This is a genomic window from Streptomyces sp. NPDC059785 (assembly GCF_042732375.1).
In the GTDB taxonomy this organism is placed as follows: Bacteria; Actinomycetota; Actinomycetes; order Streptomycetales; family Streptomycetaceae; genus Streptomyces.
Map to the genome: position 1 here is coordinate 69,334 of NZ_JBHWHV010000043.1, position 21,880 is coordinate 91,213.

The window sequence follows — 21,880 nt, forward strand, 5'->3', positions numbered from 1 at the left end:
CAGTCAGTCGCCGCCGTGTGCCGGCAGGGCCGGCAGGTCCGCGCACAGCCGGGCGGGGAAGTCGGGTGCGGCCCGGCGGGCGGCGGCGCACCCGGCGTCCGCCGTACTGGTCAGGGGCTGCCAGCGGGACGTGCCCGCCCGGTAGAAGTAACGGCGCTCGACGGTCGCGTCGCACCCCGCGTCCGGCTCGCCGCACACCGGGCCCACCCGAGTCGACAGGTCCAGCACCAGCCAGTGGCCGTCGCAGCCGCGCTCCTGCAACCTGGTGTGCGCGCCGACGTCCGTGACGGCCAGCGCCTGGTCGTAGGAGGCGGGGGTGCAGCCGACGGGTGCCGGGTCGCAGCCGAGCCGGTCGTCGCACTTGCGCAGGGCGGGCGGGGTGGCCCCGTCGGGCGTGAAGACGTCCGACGGGAAGTTGTTGATCATGACGCTCCGGCTGCCGAGGGCGTCGTCCAGCGGAAGCCGGGTGGTGGCGGTCCGCGACGCCGTACAGCCCGAACCGAGGTCGCCGGAGCGGGTCTCGATGGTCACCATGGCGTACACGACGTCGTTCTCGACCGTCTCGACGCGGGACTTCAGCGCGCGCGTGCACCCCTTCGTACCGTCCGCGCCGCTCGGGACCGTCACCGTGATGTCGAGCGCACGGCCGCCGCTCGCGGTGCGGATGCCGGTGACCTCGATGGGGGCGCCCTCGATCCAGGGGATCGCCCCGGCCGCGGTCGCGGAGCCGGACGCGCCTGCCCCACCGGACGCGCCCGCCACCTCGTGCCCGCATCCGGCCAGCACCGGCACGAGCAGCGCGGTCATGGCGGTCGCGGTCATGGCGGTGATGACAGCCTTGGCGGTCATGCGTCGGCGAGCCAGGGTCTGACCTGCTTGCGTGCCTCGTGCAGGCGGGACTTCAGGGTGCCGAGCGGGATGCCGACCCGTTCGGCCGCCTCGGCGTAGTCGAGCCGGCAGATGTCCCGGTACACCAGGGGGGCCACCAGGTGCGGGTGCTCCCGCTCCAGGCGCTCCAGCGCCTCCAGCAGATCGATCCGGGATCCGGCGATGACGCTGGTGGTCCGGGGGTCGACCTGCTGCGACAGGTCGATCACGGCCGGCTGCTCGGCCGCCCGCCGCTTCAGCTCGCGGTACTTCTGCCGCGAGCAGTTGGCGACCACCGTGTAGAGCCAGGTGCTGAAGCGGCTGCGGCCCTCGAACGTGGTGATCTTCCGGGCCACCTGGAGGAGGACGTCCTGCGCGGCCTCCTCGGCGTCCTCCCGGCAGGGCAGGAACCGTCCGCAGCGCCGTACCGCCTCGGGGCGCAGCCCGCGGAGCAGGTCGTCCAGTGCCACCGGGTCGCCGGCGGCCGCCCGCCGGGCGAGTTCCTCGGTCTCGGCCGCCTCCGGCACTGCGTGCTCCCCTCGTTCCCCGGCCGTCGCCGTCGTCCGTCTCACCGCCGCCGCCGTGGTCACCGCCGCCGACGCCGTCGATGCCGTCGTCGCGGCCGATCAGCGGCCAGGCATCATAGTGACATGCACTCGCTCGAGCGGATCGGCCGCTACCGTCTCGACCGGCGCCTGGGCTCGGGCGGCTTCGGCGTCGTCTGGCTCGCCCACGACGATGTGCTGGAGGCCACGGTCGCCGTGAAGGTGCTCTCCGACAACTGGGTCGACCACCTGGACGTCAGGGAGCGCTTCCTGTCCGAGGCGCGGCTGCTGCGGCGCGCCGCCTCCGGCCGCGTCGTGCAGGTCTACGACATCGGGGAGCTGCCGGACGGCCGGCCCTACTTCGTCATGGAGTACGCCGACGACGGCACCCTCGCCGACCTCGTCGGGGACGGGCCGCTGCCCACGGCCGAGGCCCTGCGGCTGACGGCCCTCGCCGCGCGGGGCGCCGCCGATCTGCACGAGGCCGGGATCGTGCACCGGGACATCAAGCCGTCGAACGTGCTGCTGCGCAGCACCAGCGGCGGGTCGGCCCGTGTCCTCCTCGCCGATCTGGGGCTCGCCAAGAGTCTGGCGCAGGCGTCCGGGCTCACCCTGGCTGCGGGCTCCGTCGGCTACCGGCCGCCCGAGCAGGCCGAACCGGGCTCCGGGATCGACGCGCGCGCCGACGTCTACAGCCTGGGCGCCCTCGGTTACCACCTGGTCACCGGTTCCGTGCCCGGCCCGCCGGGCCGGATCGTCCGCCCGGACCGGCTCCGCGGCGGTCTGCACCGCGACGTCCAGCGGGCGCTGCTGCGGGCCATGGAGCCCGACCGCGAGCGGCGCTGGCCCACCGCGCTGAGCTTCGCCGACGAACTGGACCGGCTGGCCGGGCAGGCGAGCGGGGACGGGCGGGCGCACGAGGACGGACAGGGGCGCGGGGGCGGGCAGGCGGGGCACAGACCGCGGCGCGGCCGGCGTGCGGCGGTGCTCTCGGCGCTGGCCGCCGTGGTGCTGCTGGGCGCGGCCGGTGTGACGTACCAGCAGCTCACGAAGGACACCGGGGCGCGGACGGTGCGGGTGACGGACGCCTCGGGGCGGGTCGCCGTGGAGGTGCCGGACGGCTGGGCCCGTCAGGTGCGCGACTCCGGCTGGAACCCGGGGTCGCTGGGGCTGCGCAAGGGCACGGAGCCGGGCCTCGCCGTGGCGGACGACCTGTCGGAGTGGCAGGACCTCGGCTCCACCGTCGACGGGGCGTTCATCGGCCTGAGCGAGCACGGCGACGTGGCCTCCGAGGTCGCCGGCATCAGCCACGCGTCGTGCCACTACGACGGCCGGCGCACCTACTCGGGCGAGCGCTGGCACGGCCTGATGCGCACCTGGAGCGACTGCCCGGGCGGCGGTACGGTCACGGAGGCGGGCCTGACATCCGCGGACGGCGACGCGCAGCCGCAGGTGTACGCGCAGATACGGCGGGGCGACGCCGCCGGGGACACCGGGACCGCCGACGGCTCCACGGTCGACCGCGTACTCGACTCGATACGGATCGGATCCTGACCCGGACCACGTACGACGACAGGGACCGGAACCCGGCGCGGCATCCGCGAGAAAAACATCACCGAGCCGCGAACTTTTCCGCGCGCGGGCGCATCGGACGGTGATGACGGGGCAGACACCGCCTCGTGCACGCGCCCGGCGCGTGCGGCAACGATCAAGGAGTTCTGTCATGGCGACCTTCCGGAGCGGCGACGCCGACACGGGCCACGCGGAGGTGGTTCCCGCCCGCCGTACGTCTTCCTCCCCCAGGGCCCGGCGGGTGGCGCTGCTCGCCGCCGGTCTCGCGGCGTTCGGGCTGCTGACCGCAGCCTGCGGCACGGAGGACTCGCCGCAGAAGCTGCCGGGCGCGGCCGAACCGGCCTCGGGCGACCACACGACCGGCACCGGTTCCGACGGCGGTTCGGACGCCGGATCCGACGGCAGCGCCGATCCGTCCGGCAAGGCCACCGCGTCCGGCTCCACGTCCGGCTCCGACTCCGGTTCCGGTACCTCCGGGGGCTCCGGCTCGGGCGGTACGTCCGGTTCCGGGGGGACGTCGGGCTCCGGCGACTCGGACGGGGACGACTCCGCGAGCGGCCGGTGCCACACCTCGGAGCTGCGGGCGTCGGTCGGCCGCAACGATCCGGGCGCCGGGCAGGAGAACTTCCCCATCGTGTTCACCAACGGTTCGCAGCGCACGTGCACGCTGCGCGGCTTTCCCGGGGCGGCCTTCGTCGACGCGTCGGGCAAGCAGCTCGGGCCCGACCCGAAGCGCTCCACCGGGTCGCCGACGACCGTCACGCTGAAGCCCGGCGGGTCCGCGTGGGCCGGTCTGACCTTCTCGAACCCGGAGATCAGCGGCGCCAAGACGGCAACGCCCAGCTCGCTGGTGGTGACGCCGCCGGACGAGAAGGACTCCCTCAAGGTGGCCTGGACGCAGGGCGAGGTCCCCGTCTCCGGCAACTCCTCGTCGGTCTCCCTGACGGTGATGCGCGCGGGCTCCGGCGTTTGACTGCGATCCGCGGACCGCACGGCGCCCGGACCCGGCGTCCGGCCGCGGACGGCGGGCGGGACGGGCCCGGGAGCACGCCGCGACAGCCTGCGACGACTCAGACCGCGATGAGGTGGGTTTCGTGTACGAGAGCCGTCCTCAGCCCCGCAGCACCTCCGCGCCCGACAGGTCGAGTACGCCCTCCCGCCACACCAGCCCGCGCAGGTCCCGTACGACGATCCGGGCGTCCGTGGTGAGGCCGCGCTCCCCGACGCCGATCACCGTCGCGCCCGCCGCCGCACCGGCCCGGGCGCCCGTGGCGCTGTCCTCCAGGACGACCGTGCGCTGCGGTGCGAAGCCCAGCTCCGCCGCCGCGGCCAGATAACCGTCCGGGGCCGGCTTGCCGTGGCTGACGTCGTCCGCGGTGACCAGGACGTCCGGGGCGGGCAGCCCGGCGGCGGCCAGCCGGGCCCGGGCCAGCGCCGTGACGCCGGACGTCACGACCGCCCACCGGTCCCGCGGCAGGCCGTCCACCAGCGGCCGGGCGCCCGGCAGCGCGGCGGTGGTGGCCGCGGCCTCCACTTCGAGGCGGTCGATCTCGGCGAGGGCCGCGGCCCGCTGCCCGGGGTCGGGCACGAGCAGCGCGACGGTGTCGGCCGAACGGCGGCCGTGCACCAGGGCGACGACGTCCTCGGGGACCAGCCCGCGGTCCCGCGCCCACCGGCTCCACGCCAGCCCGACCCCTTCGTCCGAGTCCACCAGCACTCCGTCGTTGTCGAAGAGCAGGCCGTCGCACGGAATCCCGGACAGCAGGCCGGGAGCAGGATCGAACGAATGGGACATAGAAAATCTCCGCGTTCTTCACAGGCCTCAGGTCTCAGGTCTGAGGACTCAGGACTCAGGACTCAGGTGACGGGGCGGTTGCGGTAGCGGCCGACGAGTTCCCGCGCGGCCGCCTGCATCCGCGCGGGCGGCAGACCGCTCGCGACCAGGGTCAGGTCGTCGACCACCATGTCCCCGACGGCATGGAACGCCTCCGGCACCCCGCCCGCGCGATGGGCGGAGAGCACGAGCCCTTCCAGGCCGCGTACCGGATCCTCGGCGGCGACCGGCTCCTCGGGCCACACGTCGATGGCGGCGAGCAGCCGCCCGTCCCCGACCCGGGAGAGCAGCGCCGGGAAGTCGACCACCGGGGCGCGGCTGACCAGGATCAGCCGGGCGCCGTCGGGCAGCAGTCCCAGTTCGCGTGCGCCGAGGAGCCGGCGGCTGTCGTCCGTGACGGTGGCGAGGACGAACACGAACCGGCTCCTGGCGAGGGTCTCGTCCAGTGAGGCGGGCAGTACTCCGTACTCGCGCAGCGCGCCGGGCGGCAGCCAGGGGTCGTACACCCGGAGAGTGGGCCGGAAGGGGGCGAGCAGCGGGTGCAGCGCGCGGCCGAGGTTGCCGAAGCCGACGAGGCCGATGTCCGAGCCGCGCAGGAGTACGGCGTCGGCGTTGCCGTCGGACACGTAGCGCTCGCGTCCGGCGCGGAAGGCGCGGTCCTCGCGGCTGATGCCCCGGGCCAGGTCGAGGGCGAGGGCGAGCGCGTACTCGGCGACGGCCTGCGCGTAGGCGGGTCCGCAGCCGAGCACGTGGACACCGCGCCGGAAGCAGGTCTCGTAGTCGACGTTCGGATAGAAGTTGCCCTCGACGTTCAGCAGGGCCCGCAGCCGGGGTGCGCGGGCCAGCCGCCCGGCGGGCAGGTCGGGCTGGCCGATGATCGCGAAGGCGTCGGGCAGCGCCGCGTCGAACGCCTCGTCCGACGGGTCGTCGGCGAGGTCCACGACGGTGAAGCGGTCGTGCAGCAGCCGCAGGGCGCCGGGCGTGAAGATGCGGTCGGTTCGCTGCGGGGCGGGCCGCAGCAGCACGACGGGCCGGCCGGCGACGGAGGGCGGGGGCGGAATGCTCACGTGTCTCCTTCTCCCCGTACGTCTTCCTCGTACGTCTTCCTCGTACGTCTTCCTCGTACGTCTTCCTCGTACGTCCCGGGGGCATGCGCGGTGCTGGGCCGGACGCGTGCCGCCGTCCGGCGCCGGGGACCGGGCGCGGTCAGTCCGCCCCGCGGGTCCGCCAGCCGTGGTCGACGGGGCCGATGCCCGCGCCCAGGGGGAAGCCGGACTCGATCGCTCCGGTGACGTAGTCCTTCGCCAGCCGTACCGCCGCCGGTACCGGGTGGCCCTGGGCCAGGCCCACCGCGACGGCCGAGGCGAGCGTGCAACCGGTGCCGTGCGTATGGCGGTTGTCGTGGCGCGGGGCGCGCAGCCAGTGCTCCTCGGTGCCGTCGGTCAGCAGGTCGACGGCCGCGCCGGGCAGGTGCCCGCCCTTGACCAGGACCCACCGGGGCCCGTACGACAGCAGCCGGTCCGCGGCCCGCACCATGTCCGCCTCGTCGGCTACGGCGATCCCGGTGAGCTCCGCCGTCTCGTCCAGGTTCGGCGTCGCCACCGTCGCCGTAGGCAGCAGTGTGTTCCGTACGGCGTCCAGCGCGTCGTCGGCCAGCAGCCGGTCGCCGTGCTTGGACACGCTGACCGGGTCCACCACCACGGGCGCGGCCGTCCCGGCGAGCAGTTCGGCGACCGTCTCGACGAGCAGCGGCGAGGCGAGCATGCCGGTCTTCACCGCCTGCACCCCGATGTCGTCCACGACGCTGCGGTACTGGGCGCGGACCGCCTCGGCGGGCAGTTCCCACGCGCCCTGCACGCCGAGGGAGTTCTGCGCGGTGACGGCGGTGAGCACGCTCATGCCGTGCGCGCCGAGGGCGAGCATCGTCTTGAGGTCGGCCTGGATGCCCGCGCCGCCGCCGGAGTCGGATCCGGCGACGGTCAGGACGCGGGGCGGCGCGGTGCGAGGGGCGGCGCCCGGGGTGGCCGGGACGGGCTGAGGGGTCATACCAGGCTCTCCTTCGGGTGGCCGGACGTACGGGGCGGTGGGCATGGTGGTGCGGCTCCGTGCGGAAGGAGGAGGGGAGGTCGGGGGGCGCGCGGGGGCATCAGTGGGGCCGGCGCACGCGCAGCGGCGTGTACACGGCGAGGGCCACCAGGAACGCCACCCCGTAGGCGAGGTCGGCGCCGTGCAGGGCCTCGGCCACCGGGCCCACGTACAGGCTGGTGCTCATGAACGGCACCGCCGCGGCGAAGGCGGCGAGGAACGCCGTGAGCGCCGGCCACCAGGGCACCGGGCGGGCGCGCTCGGCGGCCAGGTCGACGGGCGCGCCGCGGCGGGCTCTGGCGCGGGCGGCCCAGTCCACGACGACGATCGCCACGAACCCGGGTATCCAGTAGCCGACGAGCAGCAGGACGTTCTGGAAGCGGGTGGTGGTGTCGGCCGCGTGCATCCACAGGACGAGCGGGAAGCCGAGCACGGCGGCCAGGGCGGCGGCGACGGGGCGTGGCACGCGTACGCCCATGGTCTGGAGGGCGAGCGAGCCGCTGTAGTCGTTCATCGCGTTGCTGCACAGCGCGGCGAGGGCCACGACGAGCAGCCCGGACGCGCCGAGTACGCCGCCGCCGAGCAGGGTGTCGACGCCGCGGGCGGTCTGGTCGGTGAACACGGACGCGCCCCACAGGCCGAGCGCCTGGACGGCGACGAAGGACACCGAGATGCCGAGCAGCGTGCACCAGAACATCCGCGGCCGTGAGGTGTCGCGCGGCAGATAGCGGCTGAAGTCGCTGGCGTAGGGCGCCCAGGACAGGGCCAGACTCAGCGCGACCGTGCAGGTCAGGACGAATGCGCCGGCCCGGTCGGCGCCGTGTGCGGTGCCGGCCGCGGCGCTCGCGGTGCCGCCGTCGGCCAGCCTGACGGTGAGCGCGGCGAACGCGGCCGCGAGCGCGAAGGTCATCACGGTCTGGAGCCGGTGGATCGCCTCGTACCCGAGGACGCCGAGCACGCCCTGCGCGGCCAGCATGACCAGGGCGCCCAGCCAGAACGGCCGGCCGCAGAGCTGTGCGAGGGCGTCGCCGCCGAACAGGCCGATCAGCGCGTCCCAGGCGATGGAGGACAGCCATTGCAGGGCGCCCGGCACCGCCACCGCCCGGCCGAAGGCCAGCCCGGCGAGCGGGAGCTGCCCGGCACCGGTCCGGCTGCCCCAGGTGCCCAGGTACGCGGTCGGCACGGCCCCGAGCAGGGTGCCGAGGACGACGGCGGTGAGCGCGGTGGCGAAGTCGAGGCCGAGCGCGGCGCCGAGGGTGCCGGTGAAGACCCCGGTCATGGTCAGGTTGGGCGCGAACCAGACGGTGAACAGCCGCCCGGGCCCGCCGTACCGCGCGTCCTTTGGCACCGGCGCGATTCCCCGCGCCTCGATGCGCAGATCACCGGGGGCGGCGGGCATCCGCCCGTCGAAGACACCCCGGCCCTCTGCTCCGGTACCGGCCGTTTCCGCGCGGGCATGCGGCAACGCCATGAGACATCCCTCCGCCAGTCCTAACTGGTTCAGGTTCGACGGGTGTGATCTCAGCCCTCTTACGGGGCACCCCGTGTCCGTGGGAAAAGGGCCCTCGCGGGCTGTCGCCCGTGAAGACCCTTCGCACCGTCGGGACGACAGGATTTGAACCTGCGACCCCTTGACCCCCAGTCAAGTGCGCTACCAAGCTGCGCCACGTCCCGGTGCGCCCGCCGCGGTGTTCTTCCCGCGTGGCGGCGCGCAGAGAACTTTACCCCACGTACGGGGACGGTCCGCGGGGGGCGGGGCGGCGGTGCGCGGGCCGGGGCGGGACAATCGCGGTATGAGCGCGACATCGGCGACCGGGGACACCGGCGGCAGCGGCGGGCGCGACCGGGACACGGAGGGCCGGGCGCGCAACGCCCGGCCCCGGGACGGTCTCGGCCGTCCGCTGCCGTACGGCGCGGACGGGGTGGAGCGGCAGCCCGAGGGGGTGGTGCGCACCCCGGCGGAGACCGTCGCCGAGGCGCAGACGCTGCTCGCGGCGGGCAAGCCGTTCCACGCGCACGAGGTCTTCGAGGACGCCTGGAAGTCGGGCCCCGACACCGAGCGCGCGCTGTGGCGCGGGATGGCCCAGCTCGCGGTGGGCCTGACCCACGCGGCCCGGGGCAACGTGACGGGCGGCGCCCGCCTGCTGCGCCGCGGCGCGGGAGCGATCGAGGAGTGGTCCACGACGGCCGGCCGCCCCCGGCCCCACGGACTGCACCCGGCGGAACTGGCCGCCTGGGCCCGGGAGCTGGCCGCGGAGGTCGAGCAGGGCGGGACGGCGATCGACGCCGGGAAGCGAGCACCGAAACTGACGGGACCCACCCCCTGAGGGAGCCGCGCGAGGTCCGCCGCGGTCGGGGTGCGCCCCGTCAGGGGCGCGGGGAACCGCGCGACCGGCCAAGGCGGCGCCGCAGCCGGCCGACGGCAGTCCGCGGCACCGCCGGTGGAGCGCCTGGCCGGCGCGGGCAGCCGGCCGGCAGGCAGGCGGCCGACCGACGGCGGACCACACCCCGCCTCCGGCGGAGCGCCCTGTACGCCAGGCGGAGCACCCCGCATGCACCCGCCACTCGGCAGTGTGACGCTGGCCCTGTGACGACCACAGACGAGAGCGTGCCGTCGTCGGCGTCCGCCCCGGCCGCCGCGCCCCCCGTGCTGGACAACCGGCGGCGCAACGTCGTCTTCGTGACGATCATGCTGGGCGTGCTGCTCGCGGCCCTCGACCAGACGATCGTCGGCACCGCCCTGCCGACGATCGTGGCGGACCTGGGCGGCGCCTCGCACATGTCGTGGGTCGTCACCTCGTACCTGCTGGCGGAGACCGTGGCGACGGTGCTGGTCGGCAAGTTCGGCGACCTGTTCGGGCGCAAGCTGGTCTTCCAGGTCTCGGCGGTCGTCTTCATCACCGGTTCGTTCCTGTGCGGGCTGGCCACGAACATGCCGCTGCTGATCGCGTGGCGGGCGATGCAGGGCATCGGGGCGGGCGGTCTGATGGTCACCGCGATGGCGCTGATCGCCGACGTCATCCCGCTGCGGGAGCGGGGCAAGTACCAGGGTGCGATCGGCGCCGTGTTCGGGGTGTCCACGGTGATCGGGCCGCTGCTCGGCGGACTGTTCACGGACCATCTGACCTGGCGGTGGGCGTTCTACGTCAACGTGCCCATCGCGATCGTCGTGGTGATCGCGGCCGCCCGTACGATCCCCGTGGTGCGGTCGGCCTCCCGTCCCGTCATCGACTACCTGGGCATCGCGCTGGTCGCGGTGGGCGCGAGCGCGCTGATCCTGGCGACGAGCTGGGGCGGCAACGAGTACGCGTGGGGTTCGGGCGTCGTCATCGGCCTGTTCGCGGGCGGGCTGATCGCGCTCGGGCTGTTCTGCTGGGTGGAGACCCGGGCCGCTGAACCGATGCTGCCGATGCGGCTGTTCTCCAACCCGGTGTTCACGGTGTGCTCGATCCTGAGCTTCATCGTGGGCTTCGCGATGCTCGGCGCCCTGACGTATCTGCCGAGCTATCTCCAGTACGTGGACGGCGATTCCGCCACCGTCTCCGGTGTCCGCACCCTGCCGATGGTGATCGGCCTGCTGATCGCGTCGGTGTTCAGCGGCAACATGGTCAGCAGGACCGGGCACTACCGCGTCTTCCCGATCGTCGGCGCGCTGGTGATGGCCCTCGGCCTGTATCTGCTGTCCCGCATGGGCCCCGGCACCGGCACCTGGACGGCGTCCCTGTACATGTTCGTGCTCGGGGCCGGGATCGGCCTGTGCATGCAGGTCCTGACGATCGCCGTGCAGAACACCGTCGACTACTCCGACCTCGGCACGGCGACCTCGGGCGTGACCTTCTTCCGTACGCTGGGCAGTTCGTTCGGCACCGCCGTGTTCGGCACCGTCTACGCAGGCGCGCTCAAGCCGAACCTGGCGGACGGGATCAAGGACGCGACCAGGACCGGCGCCGCCGATCCGGCGGTCATCGCCACGGGCGCCCAGAGCCCGCACGGACTGCACGGGCTGCCGCGGCGGGCGGCCGAGCCGATCATCCAGGCGTACTCCGACACGATCCAGACCGTGTTCCTCTGGGCGGTGCCGGTCGCGCTGCTCGGCTTCGTCTTCGCGCTGTTCCTCAAGCAGGTGCGGTTGCGGGACAGCGCGCGGATGGGCTCGACGGACATGGGCGAGGGGTTCGCGTCCCCGTCCACGGCGGACTCCCGGCGGCTGCTCGAATCGTCCGTCGGCAAGATCATCGGTCGTACGGAACCGGCCACCACCCGGCGGATCGTCGAGCGGTCGGACACCCGTCTTGACGTGGCGGGGGCGTGGGCCGTGATGCAGGTCGAGATGTTCACCCGGCTGGTGGGACACGCCAGCCTGGGTCTGATCGCGGCCCGCCGGCACCTGCCTCCCGAGGTGCTGCTGCCGGTCTTCCAGCGCATGGTCGAGGAGGGCTATCTCACCCGTGACGGCTCGCTGCTCTCGCACACCGAGGCGGGGCGGCGCGAGGCCGGGGTGATCGGCGACGCGTGGGGGCACTGGCTCGAACGGCGCGTGGAGCAGGACCTCGGCCGGCCGCCGGGCGCGGACCTGCGGGCCGCGGTCGACACCATCGCCAAGCGGCTCCTCGCCGAGGACCTGGCGCACGGGGTGTCCGGCGGGGCGGAGCGGGAGCGGGCCCCGGCGCCCGCCGGGGCACACAGAGCCCCCTGAAAGGTGCCCACCGGTCAGCGCAGCAGTTGCAGTCCGCCCAGCACCGTCGCCGCGATCACGAGCTGTTCGAACAGCCGTTGGTTGATCCGGTCCACCGCCCACTTGCCGAGCAGCGCGCCCGGCACCACGAACACCGCGAGCGCCGCGTCGAGGAACAGCGAGCGGCCGTCGATCAGTCCGAGTCCGGCACTGAAGGGCACCTTGGAGACGTTCACGATGAGGAAGAAGAACGCCGACGTGCCGAGGAAGCCGAGCTTGCGGAAGCCGGCCGAGAGCAGATACATCGACATCACCGGGCCGCCCGCGTTGGCGACCATCGTGGTGAAGCCGCCGAGGACGCCGTACGAGCGGGCCGTGACCCGGCCCGTGCGTGAGGCGACCGACTCCGGTTCCCGCCCCTCGGCCGCGGTCCGGCGGCGCCACACGGTGACCGCCGCCATCAGCAGCAGGATCGCGCCGATGGACGTGCGCACGATCCCGTCGTCCGCCCACACCAGGAACAGGGTGCCGAGGACGACGCCCGCGGCGACCGCCGGGAACAGCCGCCACAGGGTGGGCCAGTGGGCGTGCCGCCGGTAGGTGAGGACGGCCAGGACGTCCCCGACGATGAGGACCGGCAGCAGTACGCCGGTCGAGGCGCGGGCCGGCAGTACGGCGGCGAAGATCGCGAGGCTGACCGTGTTGGCCCCGCTGACGGCGGTCTTGGAGAAGCCGACGAGCAGGGCCGCGGCGGCGAGGGCGGCGAACTCCCAGGGGGTTACGTGCCAGAGCGTCATCGTGTCCATGCGGGAACCGATGCTATGCCCGGGCGACCGGCCCCGTCAGGACCGTCTCAGCGGGTGGTCCTGACGGGCAAGGAGGCCACGACCGCCCGGGGGATGCCGACCACCCGCGCCGTCGGCCCCGGGTTCCTCAGCGCGCGTACTGGGCGCGCAGTTCGCGCTTGAGGACCTTCATGCTGGGGCCCAGCGGGAGTTCGTCGGCGAACTCCACTCGGCGCGGGTACTTGTGGCGGCCCAGGTGCTCCTTGGACCACTCGGTGATCGCCGGGGCGTCGGCGGCGGCGTCCGGGGCACGTACGACGACCGCGCACACCTCCTCGCCGTGCAGGTCGTCCGGGAGTCCGATGACGGCGACCTGGGCGATGTCCGGGTGGCGCATCAGGACCTCCTCGACCTCCCTCGGGTACACGTTGTAGCCGCCGCGGATGATGACGTCCTTCTTGCGGTCGACGATGCGCAGGAAACCCTCGTCGTCCTTGGTGCCCAGGTCGCCGGTGCGGAACCAGCCGTCCACGACGGCCGCCGCGGTCGCCTCGGGCCGGCCCAGATAGCCGGAGAACACGTTGTGCCCGCGGATCACGACCTCGCCCAGTTCGCCGGGCGGCAGCAGTTCGATACGGCCCTCGACCTCGGCCCGCGCGATCTCGACGTCGATGCCCCACAGCGGGTGCCCGATGGAGCCGGGCTTCGTGCCGAACAGCGGCTGGTTGACGGTGGCGGTCGGCGAGGTCTCGGACAGTCCGTACCCCTCGTAGACCGTGGCGCCGAAGGCCGCCTCGAAGCGCTCGAGGACGGCGACCGGCAGCGAGGCGCCGCCGGAGATACAGACGCGCAGGTCGGGCAGGGTGTCCATGGAGGCGGCGACGGCCGCGAGGGCGACGTACATGGTCGGTACGCCGTGGAAGGTGTTCACGCCCTCCTTCACCATCAGCTCGACGGCGCGGGCGGCGTCGAAGCGCGGCAGCAGGACGAGGGTCGCGCCCGCCCGCCAGACGGAGTTCATGGAGACGGTCTGCCCGAAGGCGTGGAAGAGCGGCAGCGCGCCCAGGGCGATGTCGTCGGGGCGGATGTCGTTGGCGTCGAAGGCGTTGACGGTCGCGTTCATCACCAGGTTGAGGTGGCTGAGCACGGCGCCCTTGGGGACGCCGGTGGTGCCGCTGGTGTAGAAGACGACGGCCGGGTCGTCGGCCTGCCGGGTGACGTACGTCGGCAGCGGTGCGGCGTCGGCGGCGAGCTTCTCGAACTCGGCGCCCAGTGTGACGACCCGCACCCCGGCGGCCCCGGCGGCTGCGGTGCCGGTCGCGGCCTGCGCCGGGTGGCACAGCAGCAGCGTCGCCCCGCTGTCCGTCAGCACGTGCTCGACCTCGGCGGCGGACAGCAGCAGATGGACGGGGACGACCACGCCGCCCGCCGCCGTGATCGCGTAGTACGCCTGCGGGAACTCCGCGGTGTTCGGCGCCATCAGCGCCACCCGGTCCCCCGGCCGTACGCCGAGTGCGGCGAGGGCGCCGGCCCGGGCGCGGGCGCGCCGCCACACCTCGGCGAAGGTGAGGCGCAGCTCGCCCTCGACGAGCGCCGTCCGGTCGGGCCGTCGGCGGGCGTTCTCGGCGAGGATCGAGGCGAGGGACAGGGTGGCCATGGAGGGTTGCTCCGTTTCCTTGCTGGTACGGCTCTGGACCAGGTCTTGGTACGGCGTCGCTGCGGGGGAGATCCGGCTCAGGCGCGTTCGACGAGTACGGCGCTGCCCTGTCCGACCCCGACGCACATCGTGGCGAGGCCGCGGGCGGCGCCGGTGCGGCGCATCCGGTGCAGCAGCGTGGTCAGGATGCGGGCCCCGGAGCAGCCCAGCGGGTGGCCGAGGGCGATGGCGCCGCCGGTCGGGTTGACCAGGTCGGGGTCGATGCCGAGGCGGTCCACGCAGGCCAGGGCCTGCGCGGCGAACGCCTCGTTGAACTCGGCCTCCGCGATGTCGCCGATCGTCCAGCCGGCCCGGCCCAGCGCCTTCTCGGTGGCGGGCACGGGGCCGATGCCCATGACGTCAGGGTGGACGCCCGCGGAGGCACCCGCGACATAGCGGCCGAGGGAGACGAGCCCCAGCTCTTCGAGCGCCTCCTCGCTGACCAGAAGGAGTCCGGCGGCGCCGTCGTTCATCGGGGAGGCGTTCCCGGCCGTGACCGTGCCGCCGGGGCGGAACACCGGCTTCAGCCGCGCCAGCTTCTCGTACGAGGTGTCCTCGCGGACGCATTCGTCGGTGTCGACCACGACGCCGTCGGGCCTGGTCACGGGCAGGATCTCGGCGTCGAAGAGCCCGTTCTTGCGGGCGTCGGCCGCGCGCCGGTGGCTGCGCAGCGCGAAGTCGTCCTGGCGCTCGCGCGGCACGCCGTACCGCTCGGCGACCTCCTCGGCGGTCTCGCCCATGGCGAGCACGCCGTGCAGCTCCTTCATGGCCGGGTTGACCAGGCGCCAGCCGAGCCGGGTGTCGGCGGTCTCCATGCGGTGCGGCAGGGCCTCGTCGGGGCGGGGCAGCACGAAGGGCGCGCGGCTCATGGATTCGGAGCCGCCCGCGAGCACGATGTCGGCCTCACCGGCGGCGATGGCGCGGGCCGCGGTCGTCACGGCCTCGAGTCCGGAGGCGCACAGCCGGTTGACGGTGGCACCGGGCACGGTCTCGGGGAGTCCGGCGAGCAGTGCGGCCATGCGGGCGACGTTGCGGTTGTCCTCGCCCGCCTGGTTGGCGGCGCCCCAGTAGACGTCGTCGATCCTGGCCGGGTCGAGCCGCGGCGTCCCGGCGACGAGGCCACGGATCACGGCCGCCGCGAGGTCGTCGGGGCGTACGCCGGACAGGGCACCGCGCAGCTTGCCGATGGGGGTGCGGCGGGCGGCCGCGAAGTGGACGGGGCGCACGAGAACTCCTGACGAGGGCGTTAATCAGCACTGCTAGTTAGCACTGCTAGTTTTTGGACTATAGACCTCCGCCCGGCTCCCTGTGAAGGTCCCCCTTCGCTCCCTGTGAAGGTCCCCCTTCACCGGATCCGGGCCCCCTCACCGGCGCCCCCGGCCGCGACGTGCGCACCCGTACGGCCCGTTTCTCCCCCGCCCGTCCTGGGCACCCGGCCCGGGACAGTACTGCGCACGTCGCGGCCCGGACCGTGCCGGGGTGAGGAGACACCATGACCGACGCCCTCGAACTCGACGCGCTCTGGGACGAGTTCCACCGTGTGGTGAACATGACGTCGCAGGAGCTGGCGGCGTGGCTCCAGCTCCGGGAGGCGGACGAGGACGCCGCGCCGCCGCCCGAGCACGCGGGCGCGCCCACCGGCGAGCACGTCCTCGGCATCCTCCAGAAGCGGCGCACGGACCTCACGGACGAGGACGTCGAAGTGATGTGGGAGGTCGTGGACACCGTCGCCGAGCAGGGGGACGCGGCACGCGGCAGCGGCGACGACGAGCACCGCCGGCACCAGCTCATGACCCTCGGGCACGATCCCCTCAAGCCCGCCCAGTGGAGCGCGCTGTGAGTGCCGCCCGCCGCTCGGACGACGAGCAGCGGCGCCTCGTCGGGGAACTCGTCGCCGCCCACGGACAGACGTACGCCGAGGAGGCGGGCATCAAGCTGGGGAACACCCCTCAGCCGCTGTACCAGACGCTCGTCCTGGCGCTGCTGCTGAGCGCCCGCATCCGCGCCTCGGTCGCGGTCGCGGCGGCCCGGGCCCTCTTCGGGGCGGGGCTGCGCACGCCCCACCGGATGGAGGAGGCGAGCTGGCAGGAGCGGGTCGACGCGCTGGGCGAGGGCGGCTACCGGCGCTACGACGAGCGCACCGCCACCCAGCTCGGCGAGGGCGCCGAGCTGGTGCGCCAGGAGTGGCACGGGGACCTGCGGCGCCTGCGGGACGAGGCCGACGGCGACCCCGACCGGTTGGGCGAGCTGCTCCAGAAGGTGCCCGGGATCGGCCCGGCGGGCGCCGGGATCTTCCTGCGCGAGGTCCAGCGTGTCTGGCCGGAGGCGGCACCCCACCTCGACGAGAAGGCGCTCGCGGGCGCCCGCCGCCTCGGCCTCCCGGACGACCCCGACCGCCTCCGGAAACTCGCCGGCGACACCGAGCCCGCGGTCCTCGCCGCCGCGCTGATCCGAGCGGCCCTGGACAAGAAGGTGGCGGACGACGTACTCGGCGACGAGGACTGAACCGGGCCGCTGCCTCGTATCCTGAACCGCGTGCTTGTGAACCGTGTGCCGCCGAGCGCGGACGCCGAGGGTGGGCCGCTGAGCGCCCATGTTCCGCCCACCGCCGCCGAGTCGAACGCGGCCGGGTCGCGGCTCCCCGTCGGCCGGAACCGGCAGTGAGCCGGTCGTGACGCGCTTACGTGGCGGCGGTCCGCCGGCACCCGGCGTGTGGTGGCGGGAGACGGGGATCACGGGGACGGCGTTCGCGCTCTGTCTGCTCGGCGGCATGCTGGGCGACGACGGCAGCACGCTGTCACCGCCGCCCGCCGCCGCCTACTGCGTCGCCGTGGTGTCCTGTGCCGTGCTGCCGGTGCGGCACCGGGCGCCGCCGGCCGCCCTCGCGGTCACGACCGCGTGCGGTGTCCTCGTACCGTCCCTGGGGCTGCTGCTCAGCCCGCTCGTCGTGGCCCCCGCCGTGATCGCCGCCTACTCGCTGACCGTGCGCACCGAACGGCACGCGGCGAGCGCGGTGGCGCTCACCTCCGTGGCCCTGCTGGTCGCCTCCGCCCCTTTGTTCGGCGCCCTCTCGTGGCAGGACGCGAGCCGGGTGGGAGCGGTGGCGGCGTTCCCCCTGGTGGCCGGCGTGCTCGGGCACTCGGTGCAGAACCGGCGGGCCTACCTCGCGGCCGTGGAGGAACGGGCCCGGCGGGCCGAGCAGACCCGGGACAGCGAGGCGCGCCGCCGGGTCGCCGAGGAACGGCTGCGCATCGCCCGGGAGTTGCACGACCTCGTGGCCCATCAGATCACCCTGGCCAACGCGCAGGCCACGGTCGCCGCGCACCTCTTCGACACCCGCCCCGAGCAGACCCGCAAAAGCCTGCGGGAACTCGTCGAGACCACCGGCGACGCGCTCGACGACCTGCGGGCCACGGTCGGTCTGCTGCGCCAGTCCGGGGACGCGGCCGCGCCCGCCGAACCGGCACCCGGCCTCTCCCGGCTCCCCACGCTCCTCGCATCCTTCCGCCGCGCGGGCCTCGATGTCTCGGTGCACCAGGAGGGCACGGCCAGGCCGCTGCCGCCGGGAGTGGACCTCACCGCCTACCGCATCGTCCAGGAGGCCCTGACCAACGTGACCAAGCATGCCGGTACCACCAGCGCCCGGGTGCGCCTCGCCTGGAGCCGCGATCAGCTGACCCTGACGGTCACGGACGACGGAGGGGGACCCCGTAGGGGAGTCCGTACGTCCCCGGGGGCCGGTGACCGCGCGTCCGGTTACGGGCTGATCGGGATGCGCGAGCGTGCCGCCGCGGTCGGGGGCCGGCTCTCCGCGGGCAGCCGTCCCGAGGGCGGCTTCCTCGTCTCCGCCCGACTGCCCCTCGCCGCACGGCGGACCGGCCGGACGGGCGGCGACGGAACGGCCGGGGAGGCGTCATGACGACGCTGCGCGTGCTGCTCGCCGACGATCAGGCCCTGCTGCGCGGTGCCTTCCGGCTGCTCCTCGACAGCGCCGACGACATCACCGTGGTCGGCGAGGCCGCCGACGGCGGCGAGGCCGTGCGACTCACCCGTGAACTGCGCCCGGACGTGGTGATCATGGACATCCGGATGCCCGGGACGGACGGCCTCACCGCCACGTCGGAGATCTGCGCGGACCCCCGACTGCGCGCCAGCCGTATCCTCGTCCTCACCACCTACGAGACCGACGAGTACGTCGCTCAGGCGCTGCGCGCGGGCGCCGCCGGCTTCATCGGCAAGGGCATCGGGGCCGAGGCCCTGCTGGACGCCGTACGGACGATCGCCGACGGCGACACCCTCCTCTCCCCCGCCGCGACCCGCTCCCTGGTCGCCCGTTTCCTGGCCACCCCGGACGACGCCCCGTCGCACCGCTCCGAACGGCTCGCCGTGCTCACCCCGCGCGAACGCGAGATGGTGGCCCTGGTCGCCACCGGCCTGTCCAACCAGGAGATCGCCGAGCGGATGTTCCTCAGCCCCTTCACCGTCCGCGCCCATGTGCAGCGCGCCATGACGAAGCTTCAGGCCCGCGACCGGGCGCAACTCGTCGTCATCGCCTATCGGACGGGCCTGGCCCACGCCGACCCCGACCCCGACCGCGCCTGACTACGCGGCCGGCGGGGGCAGCGTGAGGGCCGAGTGGGCCGGCCGGGGCGGTGCGGAGGGCAGGGCGACGAGGTCACGGAGCATGGCGTTGCGCCGTTCCAGGGCTTGCGCCGTGACGGGGAAGAGCGTGGCCGCCCCGTTGTCGACCAGTGCCTGGTTCATGGTGACGAACTCGCGGACGCCGCTTTCGTAGGCGGCGAAGGCCGCCGTGTGGTCCCGGTCGGCGGCCAGGGCGTCGGCGAGCATGTAGGCACCGACGAGCGCGAGGCTCGTGCCTTGTCCGGTGAGGAACGAGGGCGCGTACGCGGCGTCGCCGACGAGCGCGACCCGGCCGCTGGACCAGCGGGGCATACGGATCTGACCGGCCGTGTCGAAGAACAGGTCGTCAGCGTCGCGCATGGCACCGAGCACGGCGGGCACCTCCCATCCCGCGTCCGCGAAGACCTCGGCGACCAGGTCGCGCTGGGCGTCGGGGTCCCGGAGGACGGCGAGGGGCGGTCGCGGCTGGTGGAAGGTCAGGAAGGCGTGCAGTTCGTCGTCCCCGGTGGCGTAGAGGGCCGCGGCCCGCCCCGGGGTGTTCCACATCATGAGCTCGCGGGAGAGTCCCAAGGTGTTCGGCACGGTGCAGAGGGCGAAGCAGTAGCCGAGGTAGCGGTGGAACCGTTCCTCGGGGCCGAACACCGACTCCCGGGTGTGCGAGTGCATACCGTCGGCGCCGACCACCAGGTCGAACGTACGCTGCCGCCCGCTGCGGAAGGTGACGTCGACTCCCCCTCCCCCGGACCGGCCGAGCGCGGCCCCGGAATCAAGGGTGCCGATGGAGTCGCCGAACGTGAACTCCACATCGTCGCGGACCAGTTCGTGAAGAAGCGCGGTCAGATCTCCGCGCCGCACCTCGACGTCCTGCCCCTCGACACCGCCGGCCACGGCGCGCGGACCGACCGAGGCCACCGTCCCGCCGTCGGCGTCGAGGAACGTACAACGCCGCAAGTCGACATGGGCGCTGCGCAGTTGAGGCAGTAACCCCATCCGTCGGACCACCTCGGTCGCGGTGCCGCGTACGTCGATCGGGTAACCACCGTCGCGCGGCGCGCCCGCCTTCTCCACCACCGTGACCGCGAACCCGGACCGGTGCAGCCAGTACGCCAGCGCGGGTCCGGCCACACTGCCCCCGGAGATCAGAACGCTGCGCTTCACAGTGCGACTCCCGTGGTGCGGGGCTTCGTGGTGCGGGGCTTCGTGCTGCGGGTCTTCGTGGAACGGACCACCAGCAGTGCCGACGCGGCGACGAGCGCGGCGACGGTGAAACCCGCCACGAAGGCCGATTCGGCCGGGACCCCCGTCACCGGATCGGCTCCGGCGGCGAGGACCGCGCCGCCGATCTGGGCGCCCAGGGCGACGCCGATCACCCGGGTCACCACGAGCAGACCGGTGGCGATGCCGGTGTCCTCGGCGTCGACGGCGGTGGCGCTGCGCGCGAGCAGCGCCGTGGTGCCGACGCCCGCGGCGAACGCGGTCAGCACCTTCGCGAGGACGAGGTGCCACGCCGCGGTGTGCAGCGACGCCAGCGCGATCATCGTGGCCGCGGTGACGACGGAGCCGACGACGACCACGGCCCGCGCGCCGAAACGCCGTACCGCCACGCCGCCGACCGAATCGCTCACCGCCCCGGCGACGGCGCCGGGCAGCAGGAACAGACCGATGTCGGTGGTGTCGGCGCCGAAGCCGTAGCCGTCGGCCGACACCGCGAACAACTGTGGGAGCAGCAGGATCACCATGCCCGAACCGATGGTGACGACGAAGGTGAGCACGCAGGACTGCCACATCGCGGGCTTCGCCAGCATGCGCAGGTCTACCATCGGCGAGACCGCCCGGCGCTCGACCAGGACCCATCCCGTCGCGAGGGCGGCGACGACCACCACGAGGGCACCGACGGCGAGCGGCGGCAGGCTCCCGTTCGTCACCGTCACGAGCCCGGTCATGAACGCGAGCAGTGTGCCGCTCAGCAGAACGACGCCGGGCCAGTCGATACTCAGCTCAGCTCCACCGTCCGACGAGACCGGCGGATCGTGCGGCAGCAGCCGGACGACGGCCGCCGTGCCCGCGACGACCGCGAGCGTCGGCAGCGCGAACATGCCGTGCCAGGACAGTCCTTCCGCGATCGGCCCGGCGACCAGCGTGCCCACCATGCCGCCGCCCGTGAAGAGCGCGACGACCACCCCGATCGCCACCTGTGACGCACCCGCCGGGAGGTGTTTGCGCACCAGGATGAAGGAGAGGGGCAGCGCGCCCACCATGACGCCCTGCAACACCTGGCCGAGCAGCAGCACCGGCAGGTTCGGCGCCAGACCGGCCAGCAGACCACCGGCCGAGACCACGGCCATCAGCCGGACGAGCACCCGTTTCCCGCCGTAGCGGTCGCCGAGTTTGCCTGCGACGGGTGCGGTGACCGCGCCGGTGACGAGCAGGGTGTTGGCGACCAGGGCGCCTTCGGCGGGGCTTACCCCCAATTCCTGTTGCAGCAGCGGGAGCGCGGGCTCCACGACTGATTGAAGGGTGCCGAGGGCGAGGGCCAGGAGGCCGAGCGCACAGATCGACAGCCACCCGAGGCGGCCCGGGGACAAGACGGATGGGGACATGACGGACGGGGACATGGACGTCCTTCTCATCAGTGTTCGGCAGGGATGGAACGCGCGGTGTTCACGCGCCTCCAACATCTCCTTCCGGCGCCCCGCCGGGCATCGTCCCCTGCCGTCGACTCCCCCTGGTGTTTCCGCACCAGCCACTCATGTGTCCTGGTGCGGACGCACTACGGGCCGAGGGCCCATCGTCGCGCCGGAGACGCTGCGCGCATACGGAGGTGACGGCCGAGTCACACCCATGTCGGCACACTGCGTCGCAGTGTGCCCTGGACGCCGAGTTCCTGTCGCCACCGCCGGCCGTGGGGAGGGTTCTGTCCGATGCCGGCGCCGAACGCTCCCGGGCTGCGGCCGACCGTGTCGACGACAGCGCCCACGACGACGAAGGGCGAGTCGGAGACATCCGGCACCGCCAGCCGGGCTCCGGTGCCCTCCGGCACCGCCACCGGTGTTTCGGCGCCGTCGGCCAACGCGGGAGTCACGGCTGCCCTGGCGACCGGCCGCGTACCGGCGGCGGCTCCGCCTGCGCCGGGTCGTTTCCCGCCTGCTGTGCAGGACAGGTTCGGCAACAGCGCCGTGG

Annotated in this window: 20 protein-coding genes, 1 tRNA gene, 1 pseudogene and 1 riboswitch; of the genes and pseudogenes, 9 read left to right on the forward strand and 13 right to left on the reverse strand. The window is 73.8% G+C overall.

Annotation, left to right across the window (positions count from 1 at the left end; genetic code table 11):
• Positions 1-3: 3 nt before the first annotated feature.
• Complete coding sequence (locus tag ACFV6E_RS28670; protein WP_385465524.1) at positions 4-849, reverse strand: hypothetical protein; 846 nt, start codon at positions 847-849, stop codon at positions 4-6.
• Positions 846-1,394 carry an RNA polymerase sigma factor gene (locus ACFV6E_RS28675; RefSeq protein WP_385172755.1) on the reverse strand — a complete coding sequence of 183 codons (549 nt, stop codon included), beginning with the start codon at positions 1,392-1,394 and terminating at the stop codon, positions 846-848. Before ACFV6E_RS28675 ends, ACFV6E_RS28670 begins: the two co-directional genes overlap by 4 nt.
• Positions 1,395-1,517: 123 nt before the next feature.
• On the opposite strand from ACFV6E_RS28675, the gene ACFV6E_RS28680 reads away from it, so the two are divergent.
• The gene (locus ACFV6E_RS28680) at positions 1,518-2,966 is read left to right on the forward strand and encodes a serine/threonine-protein kinase (protein WP_385172758.1); all 1,449 of its coding nucleotides are present in this window, start codon (positions 1,518-1,520) and stop codon (positions 2,964-2,966) included.
• 169 nt (positions 2,967-3,135) lie between these two features.
• Positions 3,136-3,957 carry a DUF4232 domain-containing protein gene (locus tag ACFV6E_RS28685; protein ID WP_385172760.1) on the forward strand — a complete coding sequence of 274 codons (822 nt, stop codon included), beginning with the start codon at positions 3,136-3,138 and terminating at the stop codon, positions 3,955-3,957.
• 138 nt (positions 3,958-4,095) lie between these two features.
• Here ACFV6E_RS28685 and ACFV6E_RS28690 read toward each other — a convergent pair whose 3' ends face one another.
• From ACFV6E_RS28690 to ACFV6E_RS28710, 5 genes are all read right to left on the reverse strand, one after another.
• Positions 4,096-4,779, reverse strand: coding sequence for an HAD-IA family hydrolase (locus ACFV6E_RS28690; RefSeq protein ID WP_385465527.1), 684 nt, complete (start codon positions 4,777-4,779; stop codon positions 4,096-4,098).
• A gap of 62 nt (positions 4,780-4,841) precedes the next feature.
• On the reverse strand, positions 4,842-5,885 hold the full coding sequence (locus tag ACFV6E_RS28695) for an NAD(P)-dependent oxidoreductase (RefSeq protein ID WP_385465530.1): 1,044 nt from the start codon (positions 5,883-5,885) through the stop codon (positions 4,842-4,844).
• 139 nt (positions 5,886-6,024) lie between these two features.
• Positions 6,025-6,864 carry a bifunctional hydroxymethylpyrimidine kinase/phosphomethylpyrimidine kinase gene (thiD, locus tag ACFV6E_RS28700; RefSeq protein WP_385172766.1) on the reverse strand — a complete coding sequence of 280 codons (840 nt, stop codon included), beginning with the start codon at positions 6,862-6,864 and terminating at the stop codon, positions 6,025-6,027.
• A gap of 100 nt (positions 6,865-6,964) precedes the next feature.
• A complete protein-coding gene (locus tag ACFV6E_RS28705) occupies positions 6,965-8,374 on the reverse strand; it encodes a purine-cytosine permease family protein (protein ID WP_385465533.1) in 1,410 nt (469 codons plus the stop codon).
• A riboswitch (TPP riboswitch) is annotated at positions 8,364-8,458 on the reverse strand. (Overlaps the previous gene by 11 nt.)
• Before the next feature lie 45 nt (positions 8,459-8,503).
• A tRNA-Pro gene (locus tag ACFV6E_RS28710) sits at positions 8,504-8,577 on the reverse strand.
• A gap of 119 nt (positions 8,578-8,696) precedes the next feature.
• Between ACFV6E_RS28710 and ACFV6E_RS28715 the strand changes: the two genes are divergently transcribed.
• Together ACFV6E_RS28715 and ACFV6E_RS28720 are read left to right on the forward strand one after the other, a co-directional pair.
• Positions 8,697-9,230 (forward strand): DUF309 domain-containing protein, encoded by a 534-nt coding sequence (locus ACFV6E_RS28715; RefSeq protein WP_385465535.1) that lies wholly within the window; start codon positions 8,697-8,699, stop codon positions 9,228-9,230.
• Between the two features lie 260 nt (positions 9,231-9,490).
• The gene (locus ACFV6E_RS28720; protein ID WP_385465538.1) at positions 9,491-11,599 is read left to right on the forward strand and encodes an MDR family MFS transporter; all 2,109 of its coding nucleotides are present in this window, start codon (positions 9,491-9,493) and stop codon (positions 11,597-11,599) included.
• Between the two features lie 14 nt (positions 11,600-11,613).
• Here ACFV6E_RS28720 and ACFV6E_RS28725 read toward each other — a convergent pair whose 3' ends face one another.
• From ACFV6E_RS28725 to ACFV6E_RS28735, 3 genes are all read right to left on the reverse strand, one after another.
• Positions 11,614-12,384 (reverse strand): sulfite exporter TauE/SafE family protein, encoded by a 771-nt coding sequence (locus ACFV6E_RS28725; RefSeq protein ID WP_385465541.1) that lies wholly within the window; start codon positions 12,382-12,384, stop codon positions 11,614-11,616.
• Between the two features lie 127 nt (positions 12,385-12,511).
• Positions 12,512-14,020: a long-chain fatty acid--CoA ligase gene (locus ACFV6E_RS28730; RefSeq protein WP_385465544.1), complete on the reverse strand. Its 1,509-nt coding sequence runs from the start codon at positions 14,018-14,020 to the stop codon at positions 12,512-12,514.
• A 77-nt stretch (positions 14,021-14,097) separates the two neighbouring features.
• Positions 14,098-15,285 (reverse strand): thiolase family protein, encoded by a 1,188-nt coding sequence (locus ACFV6E_RS28735; protein ID WP_385164277.1) that lies wholly within the window; start codon positions 15,283-15,285, stop codon positions 14,098-14,100.
• A 266-nt stretch (positions 15,286-15,551) separates the two neighbouring features.
• On the opposite strand from ACFV6E_RS28735, the gene ACFV6E_RS28740 reads away from it, so the two are divergent.
• Genes ACFV6E_RS28740 through ACFV6E_RS28760 form a run of 5 tightly spaced genes read left to right on the forward strand, consistent with a single transcriptional unit; the run spans position 15,552 to position 18,661 of the window.
• The gene (locus ACFV6E_RS28740) at positions 15,552-15,899 is read left to right on the forward strand and encodes a DUF3140 domain-containing protein (protein ID WP_385164274.1); all 348 of its coding nucleotides are present in this window, start codon (positions 15,552-15,554) and stop codon (positions 15,897-15,899) included.
• Positions 15,896-16,564, forward strand: a complete 669-nt coding sequence (locus ACFV6E_RS28745; RefSeq protein WP_385164272.1) for an endonuclease — start codon at positions 15,896-15,898, stop codon at positions 16,562-16,564. The genes ACFV6E_RS28740 and ACFV6E_RS28745 overlap by 4 nt, the downstream gene beginning before the upstream one ends.
• Before the next feature lie 30 nt (positions 16,565-16,594).
• Positions 16,595-16,723 carry a hypothetical protein gene (locus tag ACFV6E_RS28750; RefSeq protein ID WP_385465547.1) on the forward strand — a complete coding sequence of 43 codons (129 nt, stop codon included), beginning with the start codon at positions 16,595-16,597 and terminating at the stop codon, positions 16,721-16,723.
• Between the two features lie 7 nt (positions 16,724-16,730).
• Positions 16,731-17,978 carry a sensor histidine kinase gene (locus ACFV6E_RS28755; RefSeq protein WP_385465549.1) on the forward strand — a complete coding sequence of 416 codons (1,248 nt, stop codon included), beginning with the start codon at positions 16,731-16,733 and terminating at the stop codon, positions 17,976-17,978.
• Positions 17,975-18,661: a response regulator gene (locus ACFV6E_RS28760; RefSeq protein WP_385164263.1), complete on the forward strand. Its 687-nt coding sequence runs from the start codon at positions 17,975-17,977 to the stop codon at positions 18,659-18,661. The genes ACFV6E_RS28755 and ACFV6E_RS28760 overlap by 4 nt, the downstream gene beginning before the upstream one ends.
• Here ACFV6E_RS28760 and ACFV6E_RS28765 read toward each other — a convergent pair whose 3' ends face one another.
• The 3 genes and pseudogenes from ACFV6E_RS28765 to ACFV6E_RS28775 all read right to left on the reverse strand — a co-directional run.
• Positions 18,662-19,858, reverse strand: a complete 1,197-nt coding sequence (locus ACFV6E_RS28765; protein WP_385465552.1) for an FAD-dependent monooxygenase — start codon at positions 19,856-19,858, stop codon at positions 18,662-18,664.
• The gene (locus ACFV6E_RS28770; RefSeq protein WP_385465558.1) at positions 19,855-21,300 is read right to left on the reverse strand and encodes an MFS transporter; all 1,446 of its coding nucleotides are present in this window, start codon (positions 21,298-21,300) and stop codon (positions 19,855-19,857) included. The genes ACFV6E_RS28765 and ACFV6E_RS28770 overlap by 4 nt, the downstream gene beginning before the upstream one ends.
• 233 nt (positions 21,301-21,533) lie before the next feature.
• Positions 21,534-21,880 (reverse strand): annotated as a pseudogene (locus ACFV6E_RS28775) (hypothetical protein); the annotation flags it as partial.

Excerpts from the sequence above, each read along its gene's own strand:
- ACFV6E_RS28670 (WP_385465524.1), bottom strand. The coding sequence starts at position 849 with ATGACCGCCAAGGCTGTCATCACCGCCATGACCGCGACCGCCATGACC.
- ACFV6E_RS28680 (WP_385172758.1), top strand. The coding sequence starts at position 1,518 with ATGCACTCGCTCGAGCGGATCGGCCGCTACCGTCTCGACCGGCGCCTG.
- ACFV6E_RS28685 (WP_385172760.1), top strand. The coding sequence starts at position 3,136 with ATGGCGACCTTCCGGAGCGGCGACGCCGACACGGGCCACGCGGAGGTG.
- ACFV6E_RS28690 (WP_385465527.1), bottom strand. The coding sequence starts at position 4,779 with ATGTCCCATTCGTTCGATCCTGCTCCCGGCCTGCTGTCCGGGATTCCG.
- thiD (WP_385172766.1), bottom strand. The coding sequence starts at position 6,864 with ATGACCCCTCAGCCCGTCCCGGCCACCCCGGGCGCCGCCCCTCGCACC.
- ACFV6E_RS28705 (WP_385465533.1), bottom strand. The coding sequence starts at position 8,374 with ATGGCGTTGCCGCATGCCCGCGCGGAAACGGCCGGTACCGGAGCAGAG.
- ACFV6E_RS28715 (WP_385465535.1), top strand. The coding sequence starts at position 8,697 with ATGAGCGCGACATCGGCGACCGGGGACACCGGCGGCAGCGGCGGGCGC.
- ACFV6E_RS28725 (WP_385465541.1), bottom strand. The coding sequence starts at position 12,384 with ATGGACACGATGACGCTCTGGCACGTAACCCCCTGGGAGTTCGCCGCC.
- ACFV6E_RS28730 (WP_385465544.1), bottom strand. The coding sequence starts at position 14,020 with ATGGCCACCCTGTCCCTCGCCTCGATCCTCGCCGAGAACGCCCGCCGA.
- ACFV6E_RS28740 (WP_385164274.1), top strand. The coding sequence starts at position 15,552 with ATGACCGACGCCCTCGAACTCGACGCGCTCTGGGACGAGTTCCACCGT.
- ACFV6E_RS28760 (WP_385164263.1), top strand. The coding sequence starts at position 17,975 with ATGACGACGCTGCGCGTGCTGCTCGCCGACGATCAGGCCCTGCTGCGC.
- ACFV6E_RS28770 (WP_385465558.1), bottom strand. The coding sequence starts at position 21,300 with ATGTCCCCATCCGTCTTGTCCCCGGGCCGCCTCGGGTGGCTGTCGATC.